Raw genomic sequence first — 18,867 nt, forward strand, 5'->3', positions numbered from 1 at the left:
CAATGCAGATGAACCAGACTCCCCCTCCAGTTATTGTCACTCCGCCTCCGGAGGACGAGCTCGACCTCGTCCGCTACCTTGACGTGCTGCTTGCCAGTCGTTGGCTGATTGCTTCCATTGCAGGTGTGGTGCTGGCGTTGGGGGTGGCATATGCATTCCTGGCGCGGCCGGTTTATCAGGCAGATATCTTGGTACAGGTGGAGGACAGTCCCAATAGTGCAAAAAGCCTGTTGGGGGACGTGTCGAGCATCTTTGACATCAAGGCGGAAGCCACAGCCGAGATCGAAATTCTTCGTTCTCGCATGGTCGTGGGAAAGGCGGTAGATAACCTGCGCCTATACATTTCCGCAGGACCGAACTATTTCCCGCTTTTTGGCGCATGGATTGCCAGCCGCGCCAAGGGCTTGTCCGATCCAGGACTGTTCGGGTTCGGTGGTTTCGCATGGGCCAAGGAGTCAATCACCGTCGAAAAATTTGACGTACCCGAATCCTTGGAGGGCGAGAAATTCAACCTGACTGCCTCGGGCGAGGGGCGCTACCGCCTGGAGAATTCCAGTCTGGACGCGCCGATCGAGGGACAGGTGGGTCAGCCGCTGACCGCAGATCAAAGCGTGGGTCGCTTCACCCTGCTAGTGAGTGAAATGAAGGCAAAGCCGGGCGTTGTCTTCAAGCTCGTACGGAAATCGCATCTCCAGACCCTCGAAGGACTCCAGGATCAACTCAAGATCGCCGAAAAGGGGAAGCAAAGCGGCATCATCGGTGCTTCGCTCGACGGCACTGACCCGAAGCTTACGGCGGGCATCCTGAATGAGATTGGTGAGGAGTATGTCGCACAGAACATCAAGCGCAAAGCTGCTGAGGCTGAGAAGTCGCTGATCTTCCTGGGTGACATGTTGCCCCAACTCAAGGGCGAGTTGGAACGCGCCGAGGTGAAATACAACGAGATGCGCAATAAGCGCAATACGTTCAACCTCAGCGAAGAAGGAAAAGCATTCCTCCAAGAGAGCGTGACCGCCGAGACCAGCCTGCTCGAACTGAAGCAAAAGCGCACGGAATTGCTGACCCGCTTCACGGTTTCTCACCCAGGCGTGCAGGCACTCGAAAAGCAGATTGCAACGCTGAATGCGAAGGTGGCAGAGATGGCTTCCCGCATGAAGACCTTTCCCAATGTAGAGCAGGACACCCTGCGCCTGATGCGCGACGTGCAGGTCAACAACGACCTGTACGTTGGTCTGCTGAACAATATGCAGCAACTCAGGCTCGTCAAAGCAGGCAAGGTCGGCAACGTCCGTCTGCTCGACAATGCTCCGATTCCCGAAGAGCCCATCAAGCCCCGGAAGAACCTGATCATCGCGCTGGCGGCTGTTCTTGGCGTGTTGATGGGTGTGGTGGCGGCCTTCGTGCGCAATGCACTGTATGGCGGCATCACAGACTCGCAGGACATTGAACAGCACACCGGTCTGAGCGTCTATGCGACCGTACCTCTGTCGACCGCTCAGGAATTCCTTACCGAAGAAATCCGCCAGCGAAAGCCCGGCAATTTCGTGCTCGCGGAGCGCAATCCCAATGAGCCAGCGATCGAAAGCCTGCGCAGCCTGCGCACGGCGCTGCAGTTTGCCATGCTCGACGCGGACAACAAGCGGGTGCTGCTCACGGGCCCCACGCCTGGCGTCGGCAAGTCATTTATCTCGGCCAACCTCGCCGCGGTGATGGCCTCGGGCGGCAAGCGTGTGCTGCTGATTGATGCCGACATGCGCAAGGGCCACCTGAACCAGTATTTTGGCGAATCCCGTAACAACGGATTAGCGGACGTGCTGATCGGCAAGGCGAGTATTGACCAGGCGGTACACCGCGAAGTACTTGGGAACCTGGATTTTCTCAGTACAGGCAGCTTGCCTCCGAATCCGGCTGAGCTGTTGCTGAACGCGCGCATGGTGAAGCTGCTTGATGAGTTGGAACACCAGTACGACCTTATCCTCATCGATACACCGCCCGTTCTTGCCGTCTCCGATACCGCGATCCTCGCGGCCCGCTGCGGCACGGTGCTCCTGGTGACGCGGTTCGAGAAAACCACCATCGGCGAAGTGACTGAATCCGCCAAGCAACTACGCCAGGCAAATGCCGATGTGAATGGGGTGGCGTTCAATGGCCTGGATCCGAATGCATATCGCTACGGATACGGATCGAAGTATGGACGGTATCGGTATGCGTACTACGGCTATGCAGCGGATACCGCGACCAAGCCGTTGACAGTCGAGGGCAAATGAAGAGCCGTGATGAGTTGAGCCGGTCGGGGTCCGGGCCTACGTCGGATGCTATTACCGACGGCTGAGCCGGCATAGAGACCGGCCATATATCAGCCAGCTCAAAGAAGCGGGCGAGTCTGCGTGATGGGCGGTAAACACAGTCATTGTGCGCATCTGGCTACCGCCTTCCCACCGACCATCCGGACGGCTGGGTTGTCTGCTGAGGCGGCAATCCAGCTGTCCAGAGGGATTTCCTCCATGCAGGGATAAACCGTCGCCACCTGGCGGCGCGCCCTCACTCGTCTTGCCGACGTTGAGGGGCTGACTGACGTTTGAATTGGCAGAAGGAGAGTTCGGATGCAAGACCCAGCCGTGATTGTTCCCGTTATTCTTTGTGGTGGCTCCGGAACACGCCTGTGGCCGCTGTCACGCGAGGGCTATCCGAAGCAATTCCTAAAGCTTCTGGGTGACCGCTCGCTGCTGCAAGATACGTTGCTGCGTGTGCTGGAGATTCCGGGCATTGGTGCACCATTGCTTGTCACCAGTCATGCGCATCGGTTCATGGTGGCGGAACAAGCCCGCGAGATCGGCATCAGCGATGCCGAATTCATGCTGGAACCGCATGCCAGGAATACTGCGCCTGCCTTGGCCGCGGCTGCTTTGCATGCGCTGGCCGCGGGGCAGGATCCGCTGATGCTGGTGCTTCCGTCAGATCACCTGATCCGGGACGCGTCGGCCTTCGCAAACATCGTGACGCAGGGCGTTGCAGCCGCGCAAGCCGGAGCACTGGTCACCTTTGGTATTGCGCCAACCGCGCCCGCTACTGGGTACGGCTATATCAAGGCCGGTGCGCGCCGTACGGAATCGAGCTTCGAGGTTGCTTGCTTCGAAGAAAAGCCATCGTTGCCGCGTGCGAACCAGTTTCTGGCGGAGGGTGGTTACTTCTGGAACAGCGGTATCTTCCTGTTCCGTGCCTCGGCGTTCCTTGCCGAGCTGGAAACCTTTTCGCCCGAGATCCTGCGCGCGGTCCAGGAGTCCGTCAGCCTGGGCAAGAAAGACCTCGATTTCTTCCGTCTCGATGAAGCTGCATTCGCGCGCAGTCCGAGCAACTCCATCGACTATGCCGTCATGGAACACACCACGCGCGCGCAGATGGTGCCGTTTGCCACCGAGTGGAGCGACGTTGGTGCGTGGGACGCCGTGTGGGAACTCGGCACAAAGCAGGCTGACGGAAATGTCACGACGGGTGATGTCCTCACGCACAACGCGAAGGATTGCCTGGTCCATGCGTCGCACCGCCTGGTTGCCATTGCAGGCGTGGAGGACGTGATGGTGGTGGAAACACCCGACGCGGTGCTCGTGGTGCACAAGGACCAGTGCCAGGACGTCAAGGCTCTCGTGGACATGGTCCGCAAGCAAGGCCGCAGCGAAGCCGCGGATCATCGTAAGGTCTACCGCCCGTGGGGCAGCTATGACTCGGTTGATGAAGGCCAGCGCTACCAGGTCAAGCGCATCACGGTCAAGCCGGGTGCGAAGCTCTCCATGCAAATGCACTACCACCGCGCGGAACACTGGATCGTTGTGAAGGGCACCGCCCGCGTGACCTGCGGCAACGAGACCTTCCTGCTCAGCGAGAACCAGTCCAGCTATATCCCACTGGGCACCATCCACCGTCTGGAGAACCCCGGCAGCGTTCCCCTCGAGCTGATCGAAGTGCAGAGCGGCAGCTACCTGGGCGAAGACGACATCGTGCGCTTTGACGATGTCTATGGCCGCGCGCCCGCCGCCGGAACTAAGGCCGAGCAGACCTGATTGACCGAATCTCAAAACAGAACACCGACAATGACCAAGACGACTCAAAAGACCGCACTCATCACCGGCATCACGGGCCAGGACGGGTCTTACCTGGCTGAATTTCTGCTTGAGAAGGGCTACATCGTTCACGGCATCAAGCGCCGGGCCAGCTCGTTCAACACCTCGCGCGTGGATCATATCTACCAGGATCCTCATGTGAGCCACCGGAACTTTGTGCTGCACTATGGCGACCTGAGCGACAGTACCAATCTGATCCGCATCGTGCAGCAGACCCAGCCGGATGAGATCTACAACCTGGGTGCACAAAGCCACGTGGCGGTGAGCTTCGAGTCCCCGGAATACACGGCAGACGTGGATGCGCTCGGCACACTGCGTCTGCTCGAAGCGATCCGCATCCTCGGCCTGGAGAAGAAGACGCGCTTCTATCAGGCATCTACGTCGGAGCTGTACGGCCTGGTGCAGGAGATTCCGCAGAAGGAGACCACCCCGTTCTATCCGCGCAGCCCGTATGCCGCAGCGAAGCTGTATGCCTACTGGATTGCCGTGAACTACCGGGAGTCCTACGGCATGTATGCCTGCAACGGCATCCTGTTCAACCACGAAAGCCCGCGTCGCGGTGAAACCTTCGTGACGCGCAAGGTTACCCGCGGCCTGTCAAACATCGCACAAGGCCTGGAGAACTGCCTGTACATGGGCAATATGGATTCGCTTCGGGACTGGGGGCACGCGCACGACTATGTGCGCATGCAATGGCTGATGCTGCAACAGGAGCAACCGGAAGACTTCGTCATTGCCACGGGCAAGCAATTCAGCGTCCGCGAATTCATCAGTCGCAGCGCGCGCCACCTGGGCATCACGCTTCGCTTCGAAGGAGAGGGCGTTGACGAGGTTGCGTTGGTGGAGGCGATCAGCGGTGATAAGGCGCCGGCCCTGGGAATTGGGGATGTCATTGTCAAGGTCGATCCCAAATACTTCCGGCCGGCTGAGGTGGAAACACTCCTCGGCGACCCCACGAAGGCCAAAGAGAAGCTGGGCTGGGAGCCCGAAATTACACTGGATCAGATGATCGCCGAAATGGTGGCTTACGATTTAGATCAGGCACGCCGTCAATCTCTGTTGCAGAAGCACGGCTACCCCGTCGCGGTGAGTGTGGAGTAAGCGATCATGAACACTACTGCACGTATATATATAGCCGGTCACGGGGGCATGGTAGGAGGTGCCGTACTTCGGCATTTACGAGCTCAAGGCTACGTCAACCTTGTGACGAGAAGCCGTGAGGAGCTCGACTTGACAGACCAGCGTGCGGTCAGAGAATTCTTCGAAGCTGAGTCGATAGAACAGGTCTATCTCGCCGCAGCGAAGGTCGGCGGGATCCATGCGAACAACGTCTATCCTGCGGAGTTCATTTACCAGAATCTCATGATAGAGGCCAATGTCATACATGAGGCATGGAGATCGGGAGTAAGGAAACTGCTTTTTCTGGGCAGCAGTTGCATCTATCCGAAGCTTGCCCAGCAACCGATGGCGGAAGAGGCATTGCTGACCGGCGCGTTGGAGGCGACCAATGAGCCCTATGCCATATCCAAGATCGCCGGCATCAAACTCTGTGAAAGTTATAACAGGCAGTATGGTGCAAGTCACGGTACAGATTACCGCTGCGTCATGCCGACCAACCTGTACGGTCCTGGCGACAACTATCATTCTGAAAATAGTCACGTCATCCCGGCGCTGATTCGCCGATTTCATGAGGCTCGCATCAGTAGAAGCCCAAGTGTCGTCATTTGGGGAACAGGCACGCCACTACGAGAATTCTTGTATGTCGACGACCTAGCGGCGGCATGTGTCCATGTGATGAACCTGAAGACCGAAATCTACGCGAAACATGTGAAAACGATGCTGAGCCATATCAATGTTGGCTTCGGCTCCGACATCAGCATTGCGGATTTGGCCCGCATGATTGCGCGTGTCGTGGGCTTCCACGGCGAAATAACGTTCGATTCAACTAAGCCGGATGGCACGCCCAGAAAGCTCATGAGCTCGGACCTGTTGCGCAGCCTTGGCTGGCGACCGGAGATCGGTTTGGAGAGCGGCCTGGCCATGGCCTATGAGGACTTCGTGAAACGTAAATCATGAATCGCATGCCTGGTCCGTTGAAGAAGCGAGATCATAATCCGTGGCTCGATCTCTTCCGTGGCATTGCGGCGCTTTTGGTCTGCATGGGGCATACGCGAAATGCGCTGTGGATCGACTATGCCGCGATCTCAGACACGATGCTGTGGCATTACCCTGTCTACTTGGTCACCAGCTTTGGCCACCAGGCAGTCATCGTCTTTTTTGTCCTTAGCGGTTACTTGGTAGGGGGTGGGGTTCTTGCCAAAGGCCCCGATTTTTCCTGGCTTGAGTACTCGGTCGCCCGCCTGGTGAGGCTTTGGACCGTCCTGGTGCCAGCCCTCATCTTCACGGCTATTTGTGACTATTTGACGCTACGGATGCATCCGACTGCATTTGACGGGGCTCTTGTTTCTCGATGGCAATCTGGTCCGGAGTCGTTAGTCGGATTTTCATGGGAGGCATTCGTAGGAAATATCTTATTTCTGCAAACGGTGAAAGTACCTGTCTATGGCAGTAATGCCCCCCTCTGGAGCCTGGCCTACGAATTCTGGTATTACTTGTTGTTTCCGCTGGTAGCCGCGGTATTGGGGCAACTTGGCAAAAGTCGTCGTTCCGCGAGGTTGATGAATCTGGCCGTTATCGTCATTCTTGTTTTATGGCTTCCCGCAAAAATAAGCTTTTATTTCTCCGTTTGGTTGCTCGGAGCTATTTGCTCTATACGCGAAGAAAGGGTAGTTCGCCAGCTGCGATCATTGAGAATTTTTGCGACGGCCCTGTTTGCCTTATCCCTGATTGCGGCGAAGGCGATTCGGGGTACGGACGCTATTGCTTTCGTATGTGATGTCTTTGTGGCGATTTCATTCGCGTTACTGATGGTGAGTCTCAGAGGTTGGACGCCACAGCTTCTGGTGAAAAAGTTTCCTTCACTGATTATCACGAAGCTTTCGGATATTTCATATTCATTGTATCTATTTCACTTCCCCATGGTCGCGCTCATTGCAGTAACCACCGTGGGCACCAGGCAATTGTCGCCAAGCTTGTCGTCTACAGTTGCTTTGCTTGGAGTAACCCTGATTTGCTTGCTCATTTCATATGGAAGCTGGCTCATATTTGAGCGACGCAATGTCTCGCTGCGAAAGAAGGTCAGCACATGGTTAGTCCGGACAAAAGGCGAAGTGACCGCTGGTCGGAGCGCAGAATGAGTGGCTCGATGCGCAGACGCGTAATCGCGGGTAGCGGAGCCAATGCCTTCGGTCAGGGTGTAACCGTTGCCATTCAACTCGGCTCGTTGCCCATATTTCTACATTATTGGGATGCCGCGACCTATGGAGTGTGGTTGACTCTCTCCGCAATACCGTCATACCTCTCAATGGCGGATGTCGGAATTGTCACGACTGCCAGCAACAAAATGACTGCAGCCATTGGAAACAGAGATCCGGTATATGCAGCAACGATATTCCAGAGCGCTCTTCTTTTTTTGGCGGCAGTGAGTTCTGTGCTGTTGATCGGTGCTGTTGTCGGCGCACTCATGTTGCCGATGCCGGCTGCATATGAAAGCACCGACTATCGTCTGACTGTTGTATTCCTCGCCGGGACAGTCTTGGTCACGCTGTTTGGTGGATTGGCAGACGCCATTTTCAAATCGACCGGACGATATCCGATTGGGGCCCTCCTGGGGAACCTGGTGCGGCTTGCAGAATGGTTGGGAGCGATGCTTGGATTGTCGTTGTTCGGAACTTTTAGCGCCGTTGCGGCGGGCGGATTGATCGCTCGCGCCCTGGGTTTTATCTGCGCAGCAGTAATCGCGACCAGAGGTGCGCACGGGATCATTTGGAGCCTCAAAGGGGCGAGTTTGCGTGAGGTTCGCATCATGGCTAAACCGGCGGCCGCCTTCATGCTTTTTCCATTATCCTTTGCTCTGAGTCTGCAAGGCCTCACGTTATTGGTGGCCCATACGCTGGGCCCAACTGCAGTGGCTATATTCAATACCTATCGTACTCTCGCCAGAATCTCGGTTCAGGCTACGAGCGTAGTGAGTCATGCCCTGTGGCCCGAGTTCGCCCGACTCTATGGGGCCGGAGACACGCTAGTCGCGTCTGAGATATTCCGGCGGTCTGCACGCATCGGGGTGATCTTTTCTGTCGCTATAGGGTGCGCATTATATTTTGCCTCACCCATCCTGTTGAAAATATGGACGCACGGTCGCGTCGAATTCCAACCAGTATTAATGCTGGCGATGGCGCTCTACAGCGTCGCCGCGAGCGTTGGACACATTCCGCGCACGTTTCTGTCGGCAACGAATCTTCACCATGGATTGGCTTTATGGATGGTCGGCGCCGCTGCGGCATCCCTGCTAATGGGAGCGCTGGTTAGCCAAACGTTCGGGCTGGTCGGCATATCGGCAGCTATGCTAGCCGCGGAATGTGCCGTTACGATGATGGCAACAAGATTCAGTCTAAAAGCACTGCAGCGGCTGGCACTCGTTTGAATCTTTATGAATTCTGGTTCGCGTATGAAAGATACCGTGTTGGTCTTCCACCCGGGGATTCAGCATTCCCACCAGTTCAGTTGGGCTCTGAATGAAGCGGGGTTGTTGCGCCTATATATAACGGGTGTGCCTACATCCAACGGGAAAAAGAAGTCCTTTGCCGAATTATTTTCACTACATCACCGCTTCGCACTGATCCCGGCAGACAAGAAGTTTCAGTTCCTCGCATTCAGTATTTTGAGGAGGATCGTCGGAAGCTTCTTTGGTTTCAAAGCTGAGCAAAATGCAACTTGGCTGTTCGACATTATTTTTGATTCAATGGTCGCTGTTTATGTGCGGCTTACTAGACCGCCGGTAGTCGTCGGCTATCAAAATGCATGTCTCTTCACTTTTCGACAGACAAAAAAATATGGAGGTAAATGCATTCTAGACGCGGCGGCGATGCATCAGTCAAAGATGCCGGCCAAGCAAGGATCCGGTCGCTTGGCGAAAGTCATTGAGGAGAGGAAAGTTGGGGAGCAGCAGTTGGCAGATATGATTTTGTGTTGCTCCGACCTCGCGAGGGAAGGTTACTTGTTAGCAGGGGTGGGGGCTCAAAACATCCATTCAATCCCATTAGGGGTTGAATTGCCTTCGATGCAGGAGGTCATGTCGACTGGGAGATCCGAGTCCAATACTCTGCACGTGATTTATGCGGGCTCGGTCAGTCGGGCAAAGGGAGTGGATTTACTGATTAATGCTGTGAAAAAAAGCGTCGAAATCGATGGCTGCGATATCGTTCTGACGCTGGTGGGTCGCATAGCAGAGCAGGACTTTGTCCCGAAGATAGAGGCGTGTGACTGGATCAGGCACGTCGATTTTCTCGAGCAGCGAAAATTGTTTTCGATCATGATGGAGCATGACTTGGCGGTCCTTTTCTCCAGGGGAGATAGCTTCGGTATGGTGGTTCCCGAGGCGATGGGATGCGGTTGTCCGGTTATCGTATCAGAGCACGTAGGCGCGAAAGAAATCATCGAGCGATTTCCCGAGGCGGGTTGGGTTCTGAAGCTGGACGAAGGGAAGCTCGCGGAGCGTCTGACCAACATTTGCAACGATCGGGATGGTTTGGGACGACGAAAGGACGTCGCGATCGCTGCAGCACACGCCTACACGTGGCAGGAATATAGAGCCAAAATTCGACTCATCATTTCGCGTGAACTGGAACGATGGGGCACTCACGATAAACGCGGCCACCAGACGGAAATAGGCTCGCCATGATCATATTTCTTGAGTTTGCCGTGCTGTCCTCGGTGTTCTTTTTCTACTACCGATCGACAAGTGCTCAGAATCGTCCGCTGTTGCTGGTGATGTTCATCAGTACATTTTACTATGGCGTGGCGGGGCCTCTCTACTGGATTTACGTCAATGACGGGTATTTTCTTGACGTATTCTGGGGCGACAAAATCATCTATGCGGCGAGCCTGATTGTTGCCTATTCGATTCTTTACGGGTTTTTCGTTTCGTTTCGCTTTCGGAGGTCGCCCTCAGTGGCCATTGTGCCACTAAGACCGACCAGCACCGGCTTTTGGGCGATGTTCGGGCTGGCGGCTATCAGCATCGCCTATGTCTTTGTAAATGGGGTGGCTCTCGGTGGATTGAATAGGTCGGATCCGTTTATTTTGGTGTTCTATCAATTTTCGGATATGTGCATTCCGATTCTGCTATATTCCATCGCTAGGAAGCGATTTTCCCCGTTTAATGTTGTGTGCTTGCTGGTATTCTCTTTATATGCGATAGCGGTTGGATTTAGGTATAAATTGGTTCTACTTTACTTTCCAATCATCCTGCTTCTGCTGGGCGGGGAAGTAAAAAATGCAAGACAATTGAGGCAGCGGGTCGTCGGGATCGGAATAGCCCTGTTGGTTTTGAGTGTGTTTTCCGTCATGACATTGACGCGAAAAAAGTTCTCGGGCGTGGATCTTAGCGCTCTGAGCGGGGTTGGTTCGGATGTTGCGCTTTACGGGCTATTCGCTGAGTCAAATATCATATTCGGCCTTCTGGGTGTGCTGTCGGAATTTGTGGACAAGCATCACTACATATTTTTTGAGCCGATTTTTGATTCGGTGCTCGAGTTGATTCCAAAGTTCTTTCTCGCTGGGCGCTCTACTGGAAATTACTTGATGGTGGGAGCCAATGGGTTGATTTCCGACCAGGCCATAAATAGTGGTACGGCATACCCATATTTCGGGGAATTTCTCTCCATGGGAGGGCATTTGGCGGCCGTGGCAGGTGTATATGTGTACGCCTGCTTATATCATAGATATTCTTCGCTGAGCCGAGTGGCGGGGGCCGTAAACAAGGATTTCATAACCGTCGGGCTCGGCGTTCTGGCAGTTTTCTTTGGATACTACAATTTTTCCCGGGGCTATCTTCCTCAGTCGGTCAAGGGTTTTATATTTGTTGTTTTGCCTTATTTTTATTTGATATCACGCCACTACAGGCGAGTGCGACTCGTAAATAGTGACAATTTACTGTAGTGGATTATTATGGATATTGAATCTTTATCGATTGTGAGAGGTGAGATGGAAAGCAACAAACGAATCGCGCTTTGGCATAATATTCTGTGGTCAAGATATAAAGGGCGGGTGTTCTCGGAGTTATCGACCTTGTCTCCGCCACGCGGAATGACCGTCGAATTCTTCCAAATCGCCGCAACGGATTCGGGGAGGGCATCGCTGAGTTCGGTTGATATGAGCTACCATGGCTACCCCTTCGAGCTGATATTCGATTGCGCCTACGATGCGATTCCATCACATTTGCTGGTGAGGAAGCTGTTTTGGTCCGTGTGGACTTCGAACGCGGAGTTGATCATTCTGCCGGGATACCACCGTCCAGAATATTGGGCGATGCTTTTTGCGGCGATTCTGAGGCGAAAGAAGAAGGTCGTATTTTCAGATTCGACTCGCTACGATCAGCCCTATTCCTTTTCCAAGGGATTTCTTAAAAGATTTTTCTTTTCCTGGTGCGATGGTTTTCTTTCATACGGCGAGCGAGCGCGATCTTATCTGCTGGAGTACGGAGTGCCGGCAGAGAAAGTCTTCCGACGTTGTCAGGCTGCTGCTTTGCCGGCCGAGTATTCAGCAGAGGCAGCACTTCAACAGCGCCGTGAAACAGCCCCCTCTATGGACAGGCCTCGCTTCCTCTATGTCGGCCGACTTTCACCAGAGAAGTCCTTGGATGTGTTGCTGCAAGCTTTCTCTCGTGTCCGACAAGTCATGCCAGCTGCGACCTTGGTGTTGGTCGGTGCTGGCCCACAACGAGGCGAGTTAGTGGCGTTGGCCGAATCGCTCGAGGTTGCAGATGCCGTTACTTTCGCCGGAGGTATGGACGCCGTTGCGCTAGGTCGCGAATATGCGAAGGCGACGTGCCTGGTCTTGCCTAGTCAGAGCGAGCCCTGGGGATTGGTGGTAAACGAGGCGCTCAGTTACGGTTGCCCCGTGGTGGTCAGCCATCGCTGCGGCTGTGTGCCGGAACTCGTTGAAGGGAAGAAAACTGGCATTGTCTTTGAGGCTGGCAATGTCGACGATTTGGCTAGCTCTTTGGTCACCAGTCCGAAGGAATTTTCCAATATCGAAACGGTTGCGAAGGACTGCGTCGAGCTGATTTCTGAATTTTCTCCGAAAGCTTCTGCGTTGGCGATATTGGCTGCCTGCATGCAAATCATCGGTAGGGGATGAACATGGCCGATAGGGAAACAGTTTTTTTTGTCGGACCCCTGCCACCGCCGGTGCATGGCTTTTCAGAGATAAATGGGCGCATGCTGCGAGAGTTAAGCGCACGACATAACGTTAGTATATTCAATCTGACGCCGAGACTGGGTATTTTCGGATTGCTTGCACTAATGTGGGGATTTCTCGTTTCGACGCTGTATTCGAAGCCTGCGGCTGTTTATCTTGCGTTCTCCGGTGGCAAGAGGCAGTGGCTCGATATATATTTCTTTATCGTTTCGAGGCTGCGCGGAGTTCCAATATTTTTGCATCACCATAGTTTTTCATATCTGAATAACCGCATGCGATCCGCCGGCATGGCATTTAAACTGGCGGCGACGGCGAAACATATCGTGCTGTGCGAGTGCATGAAGAATGCTCTGGTGAGAGAATATGAAATTCAACCGCTCAATTGCCGTGTGCTTTCAAACACAGCGTTTCTTGATGACATCGAGAAGCCGCAGGCGGCGAAGGTGCGTTCCGGGCCAATTCGCGTAGGCTTTCTCTCTAATATTACAGCGGAGAAGGGGATTTTCGAATTCCTGTCTATTTTAAGTGAGTGTGCGAAGGCCGAGTTCGACGTGGAAGGACTGATCGCGGGTCCGGTTGAGCAGGGTATTCGCGACGAATTCCTTGCCAGTCTTGCTGCTACCGGAAATGCCCGCCATGTTGGGCCGGTGTATGGTGCGGCCAAGGCAGAGTTTTTTTCCAGCATTGATGTGTTGCTGTTTCCTACTCGCTATGCGAATGAGGCCGAGCCGGTGACGATTCTCGAGTCGTTAGGCCGAGGGGTTCCAGTGATCGCGTTCTCGCGCGGCTGTATTGAAGGGATGATTTCATCCCAGGCGGGCGCGGTGATGCAGTTTTCAGATGATTATATTCAGCGCGTGATTGCGGAGATCCGGCCGTTTGCAATGGAACCGGAACGGCTAGCGCAGGCACGTCATGGCGCAAGGCAGGCTTTCGAAATTGGAAGAGAGGCCAGCAAGGGCATCTTGGAAGCCCTTGTAGCTGAAATTGGCGGTGGGGTGGGCGGGTCGGCAGGAACTGGAGAAGAAGGGTGTGGTGAAGCGAAGGATTCACCTATAACTGAGTAATTTCGTTTTAGCGCCGTTTCCTGTTTTAGTGTGCCGTCTTCAGCTGCATGATCCGGGCAACGAAGCTGCCATCCGGGGCCGTGCTGGTGCGCAGGGCGAGCCGTAACAGATCGTAGCAGCTGGCATATCGCTGAACACGAAACTCCGGGCTCCAATCACGGCTGCTTGGCCTATCGAAACTCCTGGTGCGATGAAAGTTCCGGCCGCTACCCATGCTTCTGGACCGACCGTAATCGGTTTCGCGCGGATTGCGAAAGCTGGATCGCTATAATCGTGGTCTCCGGTGCATAGATAACTTTCCTGAGACACCACAGCATTTTTCCCAATCGTTATTGGACCAAGGCTGTAAAGGTTGACGTTGTCTCCTATCCAGCAGTAATCGCCGAGCGTGACTTTCCACGGATAAGTGATTCTCACCGAAGGACGTACGAGTACACCTTCGCCCACTTTCGCGCCAAATATCCGCAAGATGGTGCGCCGGAAGCCGTATGCAACTTGGGGAGAACAGCGGAACAGCGTTGCTTGTACCAACCACCAGAGTTGGACAAACGCCTTCGATCGGCCGCGGAAATTCTCGGGTACGCAGAACTTCGAGAGGTCCTGATACATCATTGGTTTCGCTCCCAGTTCGGTGATGCTGTCATCTTTTTGGCTAGGTGGATCATTGCGTGTAAGACCGCTGCTTCTGCAGGAGCTTGCTGGCTCGCTCAATGAAAGCCCCTAGGATGCTGTCGATTGCGAGGGTATGCTCCGCATACCTTCTCGCCTGCCTGCCAAAGTCGAAACGCATATCATGTCGCTTCGCCAAAACTAGTACTGCGTCCGCGAGGGCCTGGGGCTCATTTGGAGGAACAACGAGGCCACAGGTAGCGACTGTTGCAGCCAACTCTGTACCGTCGTTCGCTGTGGCCACGATCGGTCTGCCGCTTGCGAGCATGCCTGTGAGCTTGGAGGGCATGACCAGATCGGCCGCATCAGCCCGTTGCGGAAGGAGATGTATATCGGCGGTTGCCAGTAGCGCGGGAAGCAAAGCTGCGGGCTGCAAGGGGAGAAAATGAATCCTCTCTAGCGATGCGCATTGCTCTTGGAGTGCTGCTTTTGCAGGACCATCGCCACAAAAGATGAAGTGGATATTGGTATGCGCGCGCAAAGCGTGGGCTGCATCCCCTAGTACTTCAAGGCCTTGCTTACCGCCCATATTGCCAGAGTAGAGGCCGACGATCGCGTCCACGGGAATGCCAAGGGATTGCCGGAACGCTGTCGAACTCGACTGTGGTGCAACATTGTTCAGATCAACCCAATTTGGAAAGTGGATCAAGCGGTCCTCGTTCACGCCTTTTCGCCGGGCGAGCTCCATCATCGCTTTCGAGATGGTAGATACCGTGCCGAATTTGCCCATCAGCCAGCGCTCTGCCTTCAGGACCATGGATTGCAGCCGTTTGTTCTTTAGCAGCCCGAGGGAAAAGGCTGCGTCGATCTCAAAGTCCTGGATATGGAGCCACGACTTTGCATGGAAGAGCTTGCTGAAGACGAGTGCTGCCGGCGAACAAAATAGTGGCGGCTCCACCACGAAGATCACGTCTGGCTTCCACGGAGCTTGTACGAGGAGAGCGGGAAGGCTGCTAAGTGCGAAGCTGGCCAGGTGCAGGAGGCGCTTGAGGCCACTAGGACTACGCGGAACCCATATTGGCGTACGGAAGATGTCTACGCCGTTTCGACACTCTCGCCGATATTGCCATGCCTTGTAACCGTCCGCGACGCTCCACTCAGGATAGTATGGGGGGGCTGTAACAACTCGCACGTCATGCCCCTGCGCAACCAGCCACTCGGCGTGCTCCGAGGTGTATTTACCGATGCCCGTAAGTTCGGGCGCATAATTGAGGCAGTACATCAGTATCTTCATGAACTAAGCCTGAAGATAGTTGGCGGATGTTGCGCTGCTGTCGCGCCTAATCCCTTCAAGACTGGCAGCTTTGCGGCCAATTCCATAATATGCAAATCCAAGCTGACCCAATTCGGCAGGCTCAAAAAGATTCCGCCCATCAAAGATGACGGGATCGCGCAGAGCAGTGGCAATAGCCGCGAAGTCAGGTGAGCGGAATGACTTCCACTCAGTCACTACGACTAACGCGTCCGCGCCTTTCAGGGCGGCCGCTTGCTCTGGCACAAAGCGGATCCGCGCTGCAGCCGCGGGTTCGTTAGCTAGATCGGCATAGACCGCCTTTTTCGCCTCCTCCATTGCCACCGGATCAAATGCCTGTACCCTGGCGCCTCGCGCCAGCAGCTCCTTGATCACCACGCGACTCGGGGCTGCACGCATGTCATCGGTGTTGGGCTTGAATGCCAGCCCCCAAAGTGCGAAGGTCAGGCCCGAGAGATCCTCGCCATAGTGCGCGACGATCTTCTGCACCAAAATGTGCTTCTGATCGTTGTTTACCGCTTCCACTGCCGCCAAGATGCGGGGCGTCTGGCCGTATTCCGCCGCTGTGCGCTCGAGCGCCTGTACGTCTTTGGGAAAGCAGGACCCGCCATAGCCGGTGCCTGCATAGAGGAAGCTGTAGCCGATGCGTGGGTCGGAGCCGATGCCTTGCCGCACCAGTTCGATATCCGCCCCAACAACGTCCGCCAGGTTGGCCAGCTCGTTCATGAACGAGATTCGGGTGGCCAGCATGGCGTTGGCGGCGTACTTGGTGAACTCGGCCGACGCGATATCCATGTTGAGGATACGGTCATGGTTACGCGTGAAGGGCGCGTACAGCGAGCGCATGGCCTCCCGCGCTTTGTGTCCGGAGACACCGGGCTCAGTGCCGATGACGATGCGATCGGGGCGCATGAAGTCCTCGATCGCGGCGCCTTCCTTGAGGAACTCGGGGTTGGAGACCACGGCAAAGTCGAGCGCCGGCAGGCCGCGTTCCTCCAATTGCGCGGCGATGCATTCCCTGACCCTGGCCCCGGTACCGACAGGTACGGTCGACTTGTCCACCACGACCTTCGGGGTGGTCATGTATCGCCCGATATTGCGGGCCGCAGACAGGACGTAGCGCAGATCGGCGGAGCCGTCTTCGTCCGGCGGGGTGCCCACGGCGATGAACTGGATATCGCCAAAGCTGACGCTGTTTTCGATGTCGCTGGTGAAGCGAAGGCGGCCGGCGGCGTAGTTGCGCGCAATGAGCTCATTCAGGCCGGGTTCGTAGATGGGGACTTCGCCGGCGTTGAGCATCTCGATCTTGGTGGCGTCAAGATCCAGGCAAAGGACATCGTTGCCGAGCTCAGCCAGGCAGGTGCCGGTAACAAGGCCTACATAACCACTACCGATGATGGTGATCTTCATGTGCGCAGTTCGAGGGAGGAGGAGATCGATATGAAGCGCCGGCGTCTTTGCGCGCCATTGCGTTTGCGAATGCGTTTACCAGCGAGAGCACGGCAATGGCGGCTAACGCTGCCGTCAGGTCAGTGAGCAGGTCCGCCAGGTTGGACGAGCGGTATGGAAAGGAGCCCTGGATAATTTCGTCCAGACTGCCCAGCATGGCAACGCTAGCCAGCGTGATGGCGGCCCGGTGCCGCGAAAATGACAGGAAGATCGTGCCAGCCAGGTAGGCGTACGCGCACAGGTGCATCAGCTTGTCGCCGTACCCCAGGTTGAGCGCCTGCGCCTTGCCGGGGATGCTGCCCACCGCAAGCATGGTCAGGAAGAACGCGATGGCGGCCGCGAGGCATAGCCTGCCCCGCGGCGTGAACAGTGCTGTAGCTTCGTCGCTTGGACGCGACAGATCAGTACGCATTCCGCCCCGTCCACCCCTTGAACGCCGTCCAGAAAATAATCCTCACATCCATCCAGAACGACCAGTTCCGGATATAAAAGATGTCGTGCTCCACCCGCTTGGCCATCTTGTCCAGGGTGTCGGTCTCGCCGCGGTAGCCGTTGATCTGGGCCCAGCCCGTGATGCCGGGCTTGACGCGGTGGCGCAGCATGTAAAAGTCCAACTGCTCTTTGTACATATTGTTATGCGCCATGGCGTGCGGCCGCGGCCCTACCACGCTCATCTCGCCCCTGAGCACATTGATGAACTGCGGCAGTTCGTCCAGGCTGGTGCGGCGCAGGAAGGCGCCGATCGGCGTGATGCGGCTGTCGCCTTTGGTGGCTTGCGTGACGGTGCCATGCTCGGCGTGGACCTTCATGCTGCGGAACTTGTAGACATGGATGACGCGGCCGTCCATGCCAAGGCGCTCCTGCTTGAAGAAGACGGGGCCCGGGGAGTCGCGCTTGATCAGGATGCCAATGATCAGGAACAGCGGCGACAGGGCGATGAGGACGAGTGCGGCAAAGGTTCGGTCGAAGATGGCCTTGATCGTGCCGCGCACGCCGAGCGCGGGCGGTCTGTTCATTTCCACCGCGGGCATGCCGAGGAAGTTGCCGACGTTGTGGTTGAGCAGGTCGAACTCGAGCACGCTCGGCATCCACTTGATGTCGATGAAGTCATTGCGCAGCGAGAAGTTGATCTCCTGCATCAGGCGGTACTCGCTCATCGGCAGAGTGAGCCAGATCTCGTCGATCTCATGCTCGCGCGCGAAATCGGCGATTTGGGCGCTGTCGGTGATGCGGCGGCGTCCTTCGGGCGTGGGCTCGCCTTCGGGGGCGTAGATGCCGCTGATCTTGAATCCGGTGGCGTGGCTGGCGGTCGCACGGCGGTACATCTCCTGTCCGGTGCGGCCATAGCCGACGATAAGCACGCGCTTGCTGTTGGCGCCGGTGACGCGCAACAGGTTGAGCACGACGCGGCTGGCCACGCGCAGGCCCAGCAGGCCGGCCAGCGAGAAGGCGTACCAGTAAACCATCCACAAGCGGGAGAGGGAGTCGGCCTGGTGCAGCAGGTAGGTCAGCAGAACGCTGATCAGCCAGACCAGGCTCCAGGCGGATAGCAAGCGTGTGGCGAGCGAGAACAGGCTGCGGCCACGCCATGAGCTGTAGAGGTCGAACCCGGGCAACACGATGAAGGCGATCGCGCAGCCGAAATACTGCACGAACAGGTGGATCGGGGCGTGCGCGCTGGCAAAGCGCACTTCGCTGGCCAGTATTGCCGCCACCCAGATGGCGCCGGCGTCGAGCAGGCGCACCATCAGCGCGAGCTGATCGTGATGCCTGGCAAACATATCGCGATAGACACCCATTGCTTCCCCCGAAGCGTTCGCGTAATGGGCGCTCAAGCGAGTGCCCATGCCCTTTTTTCTCCTCCGAACTTGCAGGCTGCGCACAGTGGCGGCCCAGGCTCGTCGCTGGCATGCATCTTGGTGTGCATGCTCTTGGCGCGGACGAAGCAGAGTCGTGTGGGACTGCCTTGCGGCAGTCGGTTCCATGGCGTGGC

General features: G+C 56.1%; 15 protein-coding genes. 10 read left to right on the forward strand and 5 right to left on the reverse strand.

Going from position 1 to position 18,867, the window contains the following annotated elements:
- Positions 1–2: 2 nt before the first annotated feature.
- From RS901_RS27475 to RS901_RS27520, 10 genes are all read left to right on the forward strand, one after another.
- The gene (locus RS901_RS27475; RefSeq protein ID WP_316153678.1) at positions 3–2,267 is read left to right on the forward strand and encodes a polysaccharide biosynthesis tyrosine autokinase; all 2,265 of its coding nucleotides are present in this window, start codon (positions 3–5) and stop codon (positions 2,265–2,267) included.
- Positions 2,268–2,603: 336 nt separating this feature from the next.
- Positions 2,604–4,058 (forward strand): mannose-1-phosphate guanylyltransferase/mannose-6-phosphate isomerase, encoded by a 1,455-nt coding sequence (locus RS901_RS27480; protein ID WP_316153679.1) that lies wholly within the window; start codon positions 2,604–2,606, stop codon positions 4,056–4,058.
- 30 nt (positions 4,059–4,088) lie between these two features.
- Positions 4,089–5,219: a GDP-mannose 4,6-dehydratase gene (gene gmd / locus RS901_RS27485; protein ID WP_316153680.1), complete on the forward strand. Its 1,131-nt coding sequence runs from the start codon at positions 4,089–4,091 to the stop codon at positions 5,217–5,219.
- Between the two features lie 6 nt (positions 5,220–5,225).
- Positions 5,226–6,194 (forward strand): GDP-L-fucose synthase, encoded by a 969-nt coding sequence (fcl, locus tag RS901_RS27490; RefSeq protein ID WP_316153681.1) that lies wholly within the window; start codon positions 5,226–5,228, stop codon positions 6,192–6,194.
- Complete coding sequence (locus tag RS901_RS27495; protein ID WP_316153682.1) at positions 6,191–7,375, forward strand: acyltransferase; 1,185 nt, start codon at positions 6,191–6,193, stop codon at positions 7,373–7,375. Before fcl ends, RS901_RS27495 begins: the two co-directional genes overlap by 4 nt.
- On the forward strand, positions 7,372–8,661 hold the full coding sequence (locus RS901_RS27500) for a hypothetical protein (RefSeq protein ID WP_316153683.1): 1,290 nt from the start codon (positions 7,372–7,374) through the stop codon (positions 8,659–8,661). The genes RS901_RS27495 and RS901_RS27500 overlap by 4 nt, the downstream gene beginning before the upstream one ends.
- A 24-nt stretch (positions 8,662–8,685) precedes the next feature.
- Positions 8,686–9,918 carry a glycosyltransferase family 4 protein gene (locus RS901_RS27505; protein WP_316153684.1) on the forward strand — a complete coding sequence of 411 codons (1,233 nt, stop codon included), beginning with the start codon at positions 8,686–8,688 and terminating at the stop codon, positions 9,916–9,918.
- Positions 9,915–11,177: a hypothetical protein gene (locus tag RS901_RS27510; RefSeq protein ID WP_316153685.1), complete on the forward strand. Its 1,263-nt coding sequence runs from the start codon at positions 9,915–9,917 to the stop codon at positions 11,175–11,177. The genes RS901_RS27505 and RS901_RS27510 overlap by 4 nt, the downstream gene beginning before the upstream one ends.
- A 45-nt stretch (positions 11,178–11,222) precedes the next feature.
- Positions 11,223–12,377 carry a glycosyltransferase family 4 protein gene (locus RS901_RS27515; RefSeq protein WP_316153686.1) on the forward strand — a complete coding sequence of 385 codons (1,155 nt, stop codon included), beginning with the start codon at positions 11,223–11,225 and terminating at the stop codon, positions 12,375–12,377.
- A 2-nt stretch (positions 12,378–12,379) separates the two neighbouring features.
- Complete coding sequence (locus RS901_RS27520) at positions 12,380–13,504, forward strand: glycosyltransferase family 4 protein (RefSeq protein ID WP_316153687.1); 1,125 nt, start codon at positions 12,380–12,382, stop codon at positions 13,502–13,504.
- 39 nt (positions 13,505–13,543) lie between these two features.
- Here RS901_RS27520 and RS901_RS27525 read toward each other — a convergent pair whose 3' ends face one another.
- The 5 genes from RS901_RS27525 to RS901_RS27545 are packed head-to-tail and all read right to left on the reverse strand — an operon-like array spanning position 13,544 to position 18,655.
- A complete protein-coding gene (locus RS901_RS27525; protein WP_316153688.1) occupies positions 13,544–14,116 on the reverse strand; it encodes a putative colanic acid biosynthesis acetyltransferase in 573 nt (190 codons plus the stop codon).
- Between the two features lie 49 nt (positions 14,117–14,165).
- Positions 14,166–15,407 carry a glycosyltransferase WbuB gene (locus RS901_RS27530; protein ID WP_316153689.1) on the reverse strand — a complete coding sequence of 414 codons (1,242 nt, stop codon included), beginning with the start codon at positions 15,405–15,407 and terminating at the stop codon, positions 14,166–14,168.
- A 3-nt stretch (positions 15,408–15,410) separates the two neighbouring features.
- Positions 15,411–16,835, reverse strand: coding sequence for a UDP-glucose/GDP-mannose dehydrogenase family protein (locus RS901_RS27535; RefSeq protein ID WP_316153690.1), 1,425 nt, complete (start codon positions 16,833–16,835; stop codon positions 15,411–15,413).
- Complete coding sequence (locus RS901_RS27540) at positions 16,813–17,286, reverse strand: VanZ family protein (RefSeq protein WP_316153691.1); 474 nt, start codon at positions 17,284–17,286, stop codon at positions 16,813–16,815. Before RS901_RS27540 ends, RS901_RS27535 begins: the two co-directional genes overlap by 23 nt.
- Positions 17,276–18,655 (reverse strand): undecaprenyl-phosphate glucose phosphotransferase, encoded by a 1,380-nt coding sequence (locus RS901_RS27545; protein WP_316157308.1) that lies wholly within the window; start codon positions 18,653–18,655, stop codon positions 17,276–17,278. Before RS901_RS27545 ends, RS901_RS27540 begins: the two co-directional genes overlap by 11 nt.
- Positions 18,656–18,867 lie beyond the last annotated feature (212 nt).

It is taken from the genome of Cupriavidus sp. BIC8F, assembly GCF_032465815.1.
GTDB lineage: Bacteria > Pseudomonadota > Gammaproteobacteria > Burkholderiales > Burkholderiaceae > Cupriavidus > Cupriavidus necator.

Bases quoted from the DNA above. Each gene is read 5' to 3' on its own strand.
- RS901_RS27475 (WP_316153678.1), top strand. From the start codon at position 3: ATGCAGATGAACCAGACTCCCCCTCCAGTTATTGTCACTCCGCCTCCG.
- RS901_RS27480 (WP_316153679.1), top strand. From the start codon at position 2,604: ATGCAAGACCCAGCCGTGATTGTTCCCGTTATTCTTTGTGGTGGCTCC.
- gmd (WP_316153680.1), top strand. From the start codon at position 4,089: ATGACCAAGACGACTCAAAAGACCGCACTCATCACCGGCATCACGGGC.
- fcl (WP_316153681.1), top strand. From the start codon at position 5,226: ATGAACACTACTGCACGTATATATATAGCCGGTCACGGGGGCATGGTA.
- RS901_RS27495 (WP_316153682.1), top strand. From the start codon at position 6,191: ATGAATCGCATGCCTGGTCCGTTGAAGAAGCGAGATCATAATCCGTGG.
- RS901_RS27500 (WP_316153683.1), top strand. From the start codon at position 7,372: ATGAGTGGCTCGATGCGCAGACGCGTAATCGCGGGTAGCGGAGCCAAT.
- RS901_RS27505 (WP_316153684.1), top strand. From the start codon at position 8,686: ATGAAAGATACCGTGTTGGTCTTCCACCCGGGGATTCAGCATTCCCAC.
- RS901_RS27510 (WP_316153685.1), top strand. From the start codon at position 9,915: ATGATCATATTTCTTGAGTTTGCCGTGCTGTCCTCGGTGTTCTTTTTC.
- RS901_RS27515 (WP_316153686.1), top strand. From the start codon at position 11,223: ATGGAAAGCAACAAACGAATCGCGCTTTGGCATAATATTCTGTGGTCA.
- RS901_RS27520 (WP_316153687.1), top strand. From the start codon at position 12,380: ATGGCCGATAGGGAAACAGTTTTTTTTGTCGGACCCCTGCCACCGCCG.
- RS901_RS27525 (WP_316153688.1), bottom strand. From the start codon at position 14,116: ATGATGTATCAGGACCTCTCGAAGTTCTGCGTACCCGAGAATTTCCGC.
- RS901_RS27530 (WP_316153689.1), bottom strand. From the start codon at position 15,407: ATGAAGATACTGATGTACTGCCTCAATTATGCGCCCGAACTTACGGGC.
- RS901_RS27535 (WP_316153690.1), bottom strand. From the start codon at position 16,835: ATGAAGATCACCATCATCGGTAGTGGTTATGTAGGCCTTGTTACCGGC.
- RS901_RS27540 (WP_316153691.1), bottom strand. From the start codon at position 17,286: ATGCGTACTGATCTGTCGCGTCCAAGCGACGAAGCTACAGCACTGTTC.
- RS901_RS27545 (WP_316157308.1), bottom strand. From the start codon at position 18,655: ATGTTTGCCAGGCATCACGATCAGCTCGCGCTGATGGTGCGCCTGCTC.